The sequence below is a fragment of the Bacteroidetes Order II. bacterium genome, assembly GCA_016788705.1.
In the GTDB taxonomy this organism is placed as follows: domain Bacteria; phylum Bacteroidota; class Rhodothermia; order Rhodothermales; family UBA2364; genus UBA2364.
On sequence record JAEUSQ010000061.1, the window covers coordinates 1 to 12289 of the forward strand.

Annotated in this window: 9 protein-coding genes; 4 read left to right on the forward strand and 5 right to left on the reverse strand. The window is 47.9% G+C overall.

What is annotated here, in order from left to right; genetic code table 11:
* Window positions 1–209: 209 nt before the first annotated feature.
* On the reverse strand, window positions 210–2705 hold the full coding sequence (gene thrA, locus JNN12_15915; GenBank protein MBL7979823.1) for a bifunctional aspartate kinase/homoserine dehydrogenase I: 2496 nt from the start codon (window positions 2703–2705) through the stop codon (window positions 210–212).
* Window positions 2706–3254: 549 nt separating this feature from the next.
* Between thrA and JNN12_15920 the strand changes: the two genes are divergently transcribed.
* Window positions 3255–3614, forward strand: a complete 360-nt coding sequence (locus JNN12_15920; protein ID MBL7979824.1) for a DUF2200 domain-containing protein — start codon at window positions 3255–3257, stop codon at window positions 3612–3614.
* Window positions 3615–3700: 86 nt separating this feature from the next.
* On the opposite strand, the gene JNN12_15925 is transcribed toward JNN12_15920, so the two are convergent.
* The 4 genes from JNN12_15925 to JNN12_15940 form a co-directional block, all read right to left on the reverse strand.
* Complete coding sequence (locus tag JNN12_15925; GenBank protein MBL7979825.1) at window positions 3701–4822, reverse strand: hypothetical protein; 1122 nt, start codon at window positions 4820–4822, stop codon at window positions 3701–3703.
* A gap of 6 nt (window positions 4823–4828) precedes the next feature.
* On the reverse strand, window positions 4829–6619 hold the full coding sequence (locus tag JNN12_15930; GenBank protein MBL7979826.1) for an Ig-like domain-containing protein: 1791 nt from the start codon (window positions 6617–6619) through the stop codon (window positions 4829–4831).
* A 2-nt stretch (window positions 6620–6621) separates the two neighbouring features.
* Window positions 6622–7143 (reverse strand): histidine phosphatase family protein, encoded by a 522-nt coding sequence (locus tag JNN12_15935; protein ID MBL7979827.1) that lies wholly within the window; start codon window positions 7141–7143, stop codon window positions 6622–6624.
* Between the two features lie 62 nt (window positions 7144–7205).
* Entirely contained in the window at window positions 7206–8123 is a 918-nt protein-coding gene (locus JNN12_15940; GenBank protein ID MBL7979828.1) for an EamA family transporter, read from the reverse strand.
* Between the two features lie 172 nt (window positions 8124–8295).
* On the opposite strand from JNN12_15940, the gene JNN12_15945 reads away from it, so the two are divergent.
* The 3 genes from JNN12_15945 to JNN12_15955 all read left to right on the forward strand — a co-directional run bounded on the left by JNN12_15945 (window position 8296) and on the right by JNN12_15955 (window position 12233).
* On the forward strand, window positions 8296–9249 hold the full coding sequence (locus tag JNN12_15945) for a LytTR family transcriptional regulator (GenBank protein ID MBL7979829.1): 954 nt from the start codon (window positions 8296–8298) through the stop codon (window positions 9247–9249).
* 259 nt (window positions 9250–9508) lie between these two features.
* The gene (locus JNN12_15950) at window positions 9509–10255 is read left to right on the forward strand and encodes a queuosine precursor transporter (GenBank protein MBL7979830.1); all 747 of its coding nucleotides are present in this window, start codon (window positions 9509–9511) and stop codon (window positions 10253–10255) included.
* Window positions 10256–10343: 88 nt separating this feature from the next.
* Window positions 10344–12233: a VCBS repeat-containing protein gene (locus JNN12_15955; GenBank protein ID MBL7979831.1), complete on the forward strand. Its 1890-nt coding sequence runs from the start codon at window positions 10344–10346 to the stop codon at window positions 12231–12233.
* The last annotated feature ends 56 nt before the right edge of the window (window positions 12234–12289 follow it).

The window sequence follows — 12289 nt, forward strand, 5'->3', positions numbered from 1 at the left end:
AGCCGAAGTTCTTTACTAAAAAAATCTTGTAGCTCACTATATTGAGCCAGCTTTTTCGCTTTTGTTGCCATAATCTTGTAGATGTCAGAACCCACAAGATAGGCAACATGGCGGAAAAGCTTTTTTGTCATGTACTTAGACTTAGCTTATTAAAAAATCCCCTATATGAGCACGTATAGGGGATAAGTCAAAGCCAAAAGTTTCTGCGATTAGCGGAAGGTTTCTGCGGTTTTGATGGTATCGGCCAATATGATGGAAGAGGTAAGTTCCGGGCCAGCACCGGGTCCACGCACCACCATCGGCGTATTAAAGTATCGTTGTGTATTAAAGGATACAATATTATCGGTTCCACGCAAATAGTGCAGCGGTGAATCCACGTCCACTGCCTGAATTCCTACCGAGCAAGAACCATCGCCATTGATCACACCCACATATTGCGGACGCAGCCCTTGTGCGTGCCACTCGGCCATGCGGGCTTGCCACTCGGCATCTAATTCTGGCACTTTCTCCATAAACTCCTCCACCGAAAGCCCGCGATAGGCTTTGGGTACTAGGGACTCTTGCGTCACATCTTCGAGGTTGAGCCGGAATCCAGCTTCCCGTGCAAGGATCACAATTTTGCGCGCCACATCTTCGCCCATCAGGTCGTCGCGAGGGTCTGGTTCCGTATAGCCGAGGTCACGGGCTTCAAAAAGAGCTTTGGAAAACGTCACCCCTTCGGACATTCGGTTAAAGATATAGGCCAATGTTCCGGAAAGCACGCCCTCTATGCGGTTGATTTGGTCGCCCGTTTCCACCAAGTCGCGGAGGGTAGAAATAATGGGCAGGCCCGCACCAACCGTGGTTTCATAAAAATAAGGCACTGGATTTTGGCTATATACACGATAGATTTCGTCGTAGAACGATTGTTCTAAGGTATTGGCGCGTTTATTGGGCGTAACGACGGCAATTCCGGCAGCCAAGAATTTGGGATACATTCGCGCCACTTTTTCACTGGCAGTAATGTCTATCACGACTGCATGTTCGAGGCGATTTTCCTTAAAGTGCGTGATGATTTTGTCTAAATCGGAAGGATCTCCCATGTCTAACCGCTCGTCCACGACGTCGTGGACAACGCCCTTGGGGTCAAAGAACATCTGTCGTGAGTTGGCCACCCCCACAATTCGGAAATTGAGCCTAAGCATATTTCGCAGGTATTCATCTTGTTTTTTCAAGAGTCGTAACATGGTTTGCCCCACCACTCCGGTACCGATTTGGAAGAGATGGACACGGCGGCGGTTCATTGCAAACGTCTCGTGCAAGACCTGCACCGCAGGTACAGCATCGGTATCTAAGACGGCGACCGAGATATTCCGTTCGGAAGCGCCTTGGGCAATAGATAAGATGTTGATCCCGCATTTTCCGAGGGCTTGCATCATCTTTCCGGCAATACCGGGCGAGTTCCGCATATTGTCTCCCACAATAGCCACAACGGCACACCCATCACGTCGGCTCACTTCGGCCACTTCGCCCCGGTCCAACTCTCGCGCAAAGGCATCCAAAAGCCGCTGGTGGGCGATTTTGGCATCTGTCTGCCGCACGGCAAAACAGACACTTTGCTCGGAAGAGGCCTGTGAAACCATTACCACATTGATGCCTGCATCGGCCAGAGATACAAACCCACGGGCAGTAATCCCCGGTACGCCAGCTAGCCCAGAGCCTTCTACCATCAACAAAGCCATATCACGGATGGAAGTAACGCCCTTCACCTTACTGGGTGTGTCTTGGGTATCGGTGGAGATGAGGGTTCCGGGATGATCCGGATTCATGGTGTTTTTGGACCGTAGGGGGATGCTTTTCTCAATGAGGGGTAGCATCGTTCGGGGGTGTAAAACATTGGCACCAAAATAGGCGAGTTCACTGGCTTCCTGATAAGTGAGGTTAGCCAAAGGGAAGGCATCTGGTACAATGCGTGGGTCGGCAGTAAGTACTCCATCCACATCCGACCAAATGACCACCTCTTTTGCATCTAAGGCATAGGCGAGAATGGTGGCGGAATAGTCCGAGCCAGAACGGCCCAATGTGGTGAGGACGCCGTCTTCGGTAGCACCAATAAATCCCGTGACAATGGGAATAATTTCATCACCCAATGGCCACAGATTTTTTCGAATCAGTTCACCAGACATCCTAAAGTCCACTTCTGCTTCTAAGAATTGGGGACCCGTCCGAATGAGTTGAGTGGCTTCTATGGCGATGGCTTTGTGGCCAGCAGCACGAAAAGCACCCGCAATAATGGGCACGGAGAGGCGTTCGCCCATGGCCACAATCGCTGCCCAAGTCCGGGAAGAACATTCGCGAAGGAGATAAACCCCATCCAAAAGTTCACCCAAGTAATGCCAAAGGGTGCTTAAATGCGTCCGGATAGCATTTTGATCGGCGGTATCAGATACCAACGTTTGCAAAATGGCTTCGTGTCGGCTTTGTAATTGCTCCAAAACGGTGTTATAGCCCGTATCGCGGTCTTGTGCGAGGGCTATACACATCAAGAGTTGGTCGGTGACTTTGGGGTTGGGATCGCCTTTGAGTTTGCCCAATGCAGAAGCCACCACTACCTTGCGGCCCTCATTGGGGGTCACCACCAAACGAACCACTTCTCGGATTCGCTCGGCGTCGGAGACAGAAGTTCCGCCAAATTTGTACACGAAGTATGGATTTGCCTTGATCATTGCGTTCTTGCCTTGGTTGACCATTTTTTTAGGCATAGAAACTACGGGATGCAAACCGCTTTCAGATGTGATTTTATTTATTAGAAGCGAAACTTCGCTATTTTTTTGCGAAAGAATAATATTCTATGATATATAATATTTTTAGAATATTATTTTGTTATAGCCAATTATTGTAAAATAAAATATGTAATTATTAAAAACAAGCACGTTACCTTTGGTTTTATTGTAGTCCAAGCCTAAAAGAGAAAAGGTTTCTGTAGAGGATGATCTGGAGCATAGCTGCTGGCTTGTTGGCTGCGTGTACAAAGCGGCGTACCCCTCCAGCGATGCTTTGATTGAACCTCCGGATTCTTCGGTTGGGGCCTGATCAGCCCACTCGTTTTTAGTCAGGAACATAGGCTTTGACTTTTAATCTTGTTTTCTGTAGTTTGTTTTAGGCTAAACCATAGATGATGCTCATACTTGGTAAATAAAACCAAATAACCGCATTCGGACAACCATTAGTCTAAAGAACGTGATATTGATTTAATTCGAAACGGAATAAATAAAATGAAACCAACAGACGAACATAATCAACGAATAGCGCAAATGATATTTGCATCAGTTTATCCTCATTACGTGGCTAAGGTCGAGAAGAAAGGCAGAACAAGGGAAGAACTACACCAAGTAATAGAATGGTTGACCGGGTTTAACGAATTGAAAATTAAAGAACTTGTAGATAAAAGGGTAACGTTTGAAACATTTTTCCAACAGGCCATATTAAATCCTAACGCCCCTCTTATTAAAGGAGCTATTTGTGGTTATCGGATTGAAGAAATTGATAATCCATTAACCCAAAAAGCAAGGTTTTTAGATAAATTAGTAGATGAATTGGCAAAAGGACGCAAAATGGAAAAAATTTTACGATAAAATGAAATATAAATCCATTAAAGGAACGTAACTATTGGTATTTTAGGAGCAGATAAATCTATCATAGATTCTCCATTCGGTGGGATTTATCCTGTCATTCGCAATACTTCACCAAAGGGGAAGCGTTCGCTGGGCCGTCCACCAGTTGTAACGACCCAGAGGACCGGTAATAATGGTGGTATTTCGGGGAAAAGGCCCTCGCCGTCCGTAAGAAAAACCACAACGGCATTTTGTTGTTGGGCCTCGTCCAAACGGGCTATGTGGTCGAAAAACGGAACAAAGGACGTTCCGCCAGCGCCCACGGGAGGCGGAACGGTGGTGAAATCCTCAAGGAAAACGGGGCCATAAAGGGTTGCATCCAAATAATATAGGTCGGCAACGATGTGTGGGTATGTTCCCAATATCCCTTGCACTTCAGCCAAAAAGCGGCCTAAATCTCCATTCGTAACCGATCCGGAAGTATCTATCACAACAAAGATGCGCAGGCCCTGCCCATCTAAACTATCTAGATACAAGCCTTTCCCCACAAACCGCCGATCAAATCCCTCAAAGTCGTGTGGAGTACGGATTAAAAAGCGGCTGAGGTGGGTTCGCCAATCTAAGGGCGGTGCCGCAAATTTTCTAAATTCTCGGTGGATGCCCAGTCCGTTGTTTCCGCGCCCCATTATCACCACGGCATTGGCTTGTTCAAGCGCATGTTGCCAATGTACTTCCAGTTCGTCGGCACCCTGGCCTCCCATTTCAATGGCACGGTGGTACCGCAAATCCGGCATGGGCAAGGTGGTTTTCTTGGTACGCTTCATGAGTAAATCATAGACCTCCTCCACCGAAAAGGCTTCCCATTTTTCCATCCGAATGGCCCCTTCAGGGAGGGTAAAACCGCCATGACGGGCAATAATGCCATTTACCACCACATCGGCGGCAATATTCCACAAATACCCATCGCGTTCCCCTAACCGTATGGTATGCCGGAGGGCAGCGTGCAAGACCTCGTGGAGCAATAGCCCGTCTAACGCTTCATTAGTAAGAGATGCGGCATAGGTGGGATTGATAAGAATATCTTTCCCATCCGTTCCAGCGGTTTCTAAAGAATCGTCTATACGATATTCCGCAAAAAGCGCCAGTGTGGCAAAGAATGGAGATTTTAGGCGAAGCCGCAACCGAGAAGCGGTGAGCAGAGCGTCTGTTTTTTCGAGGGCGGGCAACATAGGTCTTTATTCCTCTTCAAAAATCATGGGAGGTACCTCATTTTCCCAACGTGTGCGAAGCGTAATGGGTTCTTTGCTCCAGACGATGCGTTCAGCAGGCGTAAAAGGCTCCAAACTGCCTGCGTCCCATCTTCCATTTCGGTTCACATCCCGAAAGGCCCTCAAACGATAGCTACCCTCTGGCAGGTTTTTAAACACATACCGACCACTGGGATCTGTTTGGGTACGATAAAAAGCCACGTCTAACCGAGAAGGGGGGACAGGAATCAGTTCAACCCAAACAGACGAGGCGCCGACATCCTGAATTTGTCCGACAATGCTGCCGCGTTCGTCGCTTCGGAGTCGCTCAAAAGTACGAACAAACGGCTGTTTTCTTTGCTGGAAGTGTGGATCTACGGTGATGCGGACGGGTACACCAAGCTCAAAGGATTCGGGCAAAATGCGTATGGTGGTTCCGTTGTCGGTGCGCCAGGTATATGGTTTTTCGGTCCCAAGTGTATCGGTAACGGACACATAGCGGGCCAAAAAAGCGGTGTCTGGTGGGAGGCTAAACTGCAAGGTTGGCCACGCATCGGCCCATAGTAAGGCTACATTCCGTATTAGTTTGACAGGTGGTTCTGGACCAAATCCAATGAACCTCATGCGTAGTGTATCGGCTCGTGCAATGCCCGAAAAGCCCAACGAAGTCTCTCGGAGGTGGTTGCCTGTGCTGTCTGCGAGACCCGAAAATGTAAGACGATGGCGATGCGCCAGCATGGAGTCTGCAACAACATAGACCACCCTGGGGGTTGTGGGCAATTGATACGATGTACGTATGCCTACTGGTATATTCCGCACCGAGTCCGCAAGGTGCCATTTATGCCATTTAGCATCTGAAAAAACGACAGGTTCCGAGAAGGTAAGGGCCAAACGCTTGGCCGAAAGCACACGGATGGTGCGGAATACGGGTGCGGTGGTATCGGGCTTGGCCAAAAACCAACGTAGAGGTTTGGATACGGTAATGGGGGCAGACCGACGCCCCTTAGTGGTGTCAGCGGACAAGGGGTTAAAAGGGGGCAATGGATTGTAGCGTACCAGAGGTTTTTGGGGGCCACTGGTTGTGGTGTCGGGAATTTCGGCGCGTAATACCCGGAAAGGTGGAAGACCTATCGGCTCGTTCGGATCAAGACGGCGGTTGCGGTTGCGGTCTTGTGTTGCAATTACAAAAACCGGAGACTCCGGCAAGTAACGGAACGTAAACTGACCATCACTACCGGATTGGGTGTGGTAGTCGGGGTCACGAGAAAAATCGGGTTTATCTGTACCCAGCCATGCAAAAATATCGGTATTTGGCATGGGGTTTCCTTGCTTTGGCTCCAAAACCAAGCCACTCAACTCGGCCTTGTTGAGTTTTTCGCCCGTAGAAAAAGCAATCACAATCGGCTCTTTGAGGGCTATCCCATTCCAATCCCGCAAATCGGTTCCTAACTGGAGCACATAGGTGGTTCCTGTGCGGAGTGGCTCTGGAAAAATGACTTCTGCTTCTCGCCCTTGCCACCGCACCCGCAGGGGCTGTCGGAAAGACGGTGTAATGCTGAGGGCTTTGGGAAAATTAGCCAGATCCAAGTAATCGCTAAATAGTAGCTTAATGCTTGTGGTATTTACCCGAACAGCCTGGTTTGCGGGTTGCGATGAGATGAGTTTGGGCGGAATGGTACGTGGTTTCCCACCCGTCGGAGCGATGGGAGTGGCACATCCGCCCAAACCAAGGGCAAGACCAAAGATAAAATAGGTAAACCAGATTGAAAGGGGTTGCATACTTAGAAGCGGGCACGAATCAGGGTGGCCTTTCGATGAGGCTGAAGCGTGAGGAGAAACAAATTCCCATAATCGGTATCCTCAAGGTCTTTCATATTTGTTCCTGCCCATGCGTTAATGATGTGTGGAATGGTATTAGAGTGATGCGCTACCACCACGGTTTTGCCGCAATGGTTTGCCAGAATATGGTTTTTTAAGGTTTCGGGGAAGACATCCCAATTGCTCTGAGCAACCTCCAAAACAACTACAGGTAAAGCGTACCGTTGACCTAAGGGGAGCAGGGTTTCTTGTGTTCGTTTAAATTGTGTGGCATAAAGTGCGGAAATATTGGCATCCGCCAAGCGATCTACCAATTGGCTGGCCCTTGCTTTCCCGACTTCGGTCAATGAGGGGTCATTCCCCTGATCCAGCGCTTTCTCGGCATGACGCACCAAAATGACGTTAGTGGGGTTGGTACACGTCTGGGCATGGATGGTGCCCAAACAACTTATGCAGAATACAATGAAATATAAAAAACGTTGCATGTTATTTACAGATTAAAGGGTTAAGGGTTCAATTTACGGATGAAAAAGCGCAATCCGTACAATCAAGCGGGGTTCAGTTTGGGGGCTTTCCGCAATTTTTCTATTGTCAGGAGGGCCACGGCACCCACCATCAGTATGGCCGAGGTGACCATATAAGGCGTAAAGGGTTCTCCTGCCACCAACCAGCCTAAACACACAGCCACAATAGGGTTAACAAATGTGTGTGTGGCCACTTTCACCGGGTTAACATTGCGAATCAGCCAAGCATAAGAAGTAAAACCTATGACCGATCCGAAAACTACGAGATAGGCAAGCCACATCCAAGATTCGGTGGAAACCGTAGTCGGATAGAAGCGTAGCCAATCACCTGTAAACAGCGCAATCATAAATTGAGCAAGTCCGCCAACGAGCATTTCGATCCCTGTCATCATAAATGGATTGGCAGGCATATCGGCGTCTGTAGAATACACTGCACCAAAGTTCCAGAACAAACTGGCGACCAACATCATGGCAATATCTATTGGTCTCACTTGTGGGAGGTGGTACAGGGAATCCGGCCCGATCAGAACCGCCATACCCACCATACCAATCAATAACCCGCCCCATGTTTGAAGAGAGGGCTTTTCAGTGCGCTTCCAATACCATTGAATCAGTACCAACCACATCGGACCTGCCGTGACAATTAACGAAGCCATACCGGATGGAACCCGTTGCATACTCCATGCAAGCAGTCCGTTCCCGCCTGCAAGCAACAAAATTCCAACAAGCGCCGCATTTCTGGTCTGTCTGAGCGTAGGACGGGACAGCCCCTTGATAGATGCCCAAAGCAATATCAATACCCCACTTAGGAAATACCGACCGCCCGACAAAATAAATGGCGGGATTTCCTTTAAGGCCACATGTACGGCCAAAAAGGTTGAACCCCAAATAAAATAAATAGCAGAAAAAGCCAATAAGATTAAAACCTTACGGGAGGTCATAAGCGGGTGCGAGCGTATATGATTTGAATAAAAACATAAGGTAAGGAGCACGTGTAGATGGAATTTTGTTTACGAATAAATCTTCATGAATCTTATTTGATTTCATTCAGGCCTCAATATCAACACCTAAAACATTGTATCTTTATTTTCTCATTTGCGATAGCCTTTTCTTATGTGGTCTTTTCTAAACAAGCCTTTTCCTATTGTTAGCAGAATTCGGGATCAACTATGGATGAATGCCGGGTTTTTACTCTATATATTGGTTTTTATGGGTGTTTTTAAGCCTTTTGGAGTAGATATATTTCATTCATCGTTGCATTTCTATCGTGCATTGGAGGCAAGTATGATCAGTTTCGTCGTCGTTTCCTTAAATGGGATTGGGCTTCGGATGTGGCTTAGTCATGGTCTTGACGAGCGAAACTGGAAAGTGTCTTCGGCGCTGCTCTATACAATCTGGTCTTTTAGCGCGGTAGTGGTAGCACTAACGGCTTACGCCTATTTTGTCGGAATCGCTTCCCCTACCTGGTACTTTATTGCCATAGGAAGCCTTAAATTGGGCGCCATCACTGTCATTCCAGCAGGTCTTTTTTTGATGTGGCTATACCTCCGTACCCTACAGGCACACATCCGTCAGGCACAGAAATGGTCGGCACACTTGGCAGAGCCTCATCCAGCAGTAGTGCAACAATCACATGAAAGGGACGAGCCACTCTTCTCCGTGCCCATAACACAAACACTTGACATGCCTTGCAAACCACAGAACGTAGTGGTGTTGAATTCCGAAAATATGAAAGAATCTTTCGAGATTGCCTCCACCTGCTTGCGTTATATGGTGGCTGCCGATAATTATGTGCAGGTACACTATATGAACGAACACGGTATATTGTCTCAATACCTATTCCGAAGCACGCTCAAGAAAGTTGAAGTGGAGTTAGGAGAGGCGTGTGCCTTTTTCCGGTGTCACCGTGCCTATATTGTGAATTTGGAAGAAGTGGAGGAAGTACTTGGAAATGCGCAAGGGTATCGGTTGAAATTGAAAGATATTCCAACCCCAATTCCCGTTTCGCGGCGCTTTCAGCCCAAACTGGCCGAACGGATGACCAAGGCGGGATATTCCGGGAACTGATTGCTAGGGTAAAGGACGTTTTGTTTGAATCTGGTCACTTTCGTAACAGGGAAGATGGAGTGGAGGTGTTTTGAGTGCCAGTACTTATTGGTGCAGGTTTCATTAAAAACGTCCTGCAAAGACGTTTTTTCCTGAGGTTCCGAATCCGTTAGACGCTTTTTGATCGGCCTTAATCGTATTCTACGATTTATTTGGGCCATCTCATTGTAAATTGGCGCTCTCGAACCGTGTTTTTTACAAAATCCGAATACAAAACGCCATGTCGCAAGTCCAATACACCCTCAGTCGGCCACAAAAACTCTATGTGATTTGTGCCTCCGTTTTTCTTACGGCGCTTATTGTGGCAGAAGCCACTGCGGGCAAGTTTTTTACGGCCTTTCATTTACCCTTTAGCATTCAAATTTTAGGACAGACCTTTGATCGGGTTACGATGACGGCTGGTGTGTTGGCCTTTCCAATCACCTTCATCATGACCGATATCATCAACGAGTATTTTGGACGGAAAGGGATTCGTTTTGTGACGCTGGTGGGGATGGGGATGATTGTATTTGAGTTCATTCTGATTTCCCTTGCCATTCAGATGCCCACCGATCCTATCTCGCCAGCCAAAGCAGACCAGTTTAATGCCGTATTTGGCATGGCCGGACGGGTGATTTTGGGGAGTTTGACCGCGTACCTGATTGGCCAATTGGTGGATATTAGCCTCTTTTTCTGGTTGCGCAAGCTCACAGATGGAAAACACTTGTGGCTACGAGCAACGGGTTCCACATTTGGTTCGCAGTTCTTGGATACGTTTTTAGTGTTAACCATCGCCTTTAGCGGACAACCCGGATTTACGTTCCAAACCATTCTTGCTATCACCTTGTTTAATTATGGGTATAAGTTTGTTATTGCCATTCTGATTACACCCATTATTTATGCCGTACATTGGGTCATAGACCACTATCTGGGACGCGAAATGGCGCACGAATTGCTCGAACAAGCCGAGTACGAAGAGATCGCATGATGATTTTTGGGAAGTCAAATAAACAGAGGAACCGTTCAAGGTGTATTTTGTGGTATATTCATTGTATGTTTTCCCTATTCCACGATTTATGAAACACCTTATTATTTTTTGTGTTGTGCTTTGGGCCTTTGGTTCTGCTATTCATGCGCAACCTTTTACGTACCAGTTTATTAATCACCAAATGCCCATTATTCAAAATGGCACCCTTGCAACGGGCGACATGAACAATGATGGTCGGATGGATTATGTTACGACAGGCTTTTGGTCAAATATACCAGATGGAACGATTTTCCGGAATCAAGGTGTTCAGATTACGGTAGATCTTTCCGGAATTACCATTACCCAGTTGTTGCAAGACCTTCGGCCTGGCTCCGATATGCCTAAAATGGTGTTTGGCGCGATCGCACTTGGGGATGTGGACAACGACGGAGATTTAGACTTTGCGGCTTCTGGTGCAACCAATACACAAGCACCTTATACCACGACAGCTGGGGTTTTTACTAATTTATTGGCGTCTGGCATCCGCAAACTGGGCACCTTTATAGATCCGCTTTATAGCGGAGACCTTGCCTTCGGTGATTTCGATAATGACGGTAGATTGGATCTGGCACAATGTGGGGCCTCGGCAGAAGGGATTTATAGCACCAAAATTTTCCGGAACGACTGGCCCACGTTTCCGACAGGAACCCCTACTTTTAAGGACATTGGTGCGGGTTTAGAAGGCGTTGCATTTTGTGATGTAGCCTGGAATGATATGGATAACGACGGAGACCTGGATCTTACCGTTTCTGGTGCCACTGCTACGTCTTCCCATACCCGTGTCTATCGAAATACCGATGGTCGGTTTACGGATATGGGGCTTCATCTAGCACCTCTTGTGTTTAGTTCTTTAGACTGGGGTGATTTTGATCAGGATGGTGATGACGACTTGGTGATTTCGGGTGGAAAATATGGTCCTGGCTTGCTTACAGGGATCACGAAGCTATACCGAAATGATGCAGGCTCCCTCACGGAAATGGCCGTTAACTTTCCGGGTGCGTTCTCGGGTAAAACCGTATGGACGGATTTTGACAACGATGGAGATTTAGACGTTTTAGTGGTTGGTGGCGATACCGCGATCACGAGTCCGCGTGCGCGTGTAATGCAGAACCTAGGTGGCGGGGCGTTCCGTCCGGCAGTGAACCTGATTGGTGCCATGCTTGCCGCAGTGGGCATTGGAGATATTGATGGTGATGCCGATTCGGATGTGATGATTCAAGGGTATAATGGTGTGGCAGGGGCAGCCTCCTATTTTCGTAACGATACGCCTAACTTAAACCTACTTCCTACTGCTCCCAAAAACCTGAAAGCCGAAGTAAGTGGCAATACTGTTACGCTGTCTTGGGATCCTTCATTAGACCTGCTGACCCCCGAAAAGGGACTGATGTATAATGCACGCATTGGCACAATGACAGGTGGACAACAAATCCTTTCGGCAATGGCAAACCTAAATACGGGTCTCCGTCGGCTGACAGCCCCCGGCAATACAGGCCATCGGCGAAGCCTTACGATAAAAGGGCTGAAAAATGGTACTTATTATTGGAGTGTACAGGCGATGGACAGTGGGTTGGCGGGTTCCGCTTTTGCCGACGAAGCTACTTTCTCTATCACGGGCGCACAAAATGAAGGCTCGGTGGAGGTAGAGGAAGAAACCTTGCCCACCGAAGCCTTTGAGATTACCGCTTCCTATCCAAATCCGTTTGATGATCACACTACCCTAGAATTGATGATTCCGACGTCCGGTAAGCTACAAGTTCGGGTTTTGGACCTGCTGGGCAAACAAGTACGCTTATTGACAGATACTACCGTTGCGAGCGGAAAGCTCCAACTTGCGTGGGATGCCGCCGATGCAACAGGCCGACGACTGCCAGCCGGAATGTATTTGATAGAGGCCCGCTACGGCGATCAGCGAACAGTACAGAAAGTAATGGTACGATAAAAACGGAACCCGAAGGTATTGAGTACGCTTTTTACGCACTCATCCATCCACTCCCT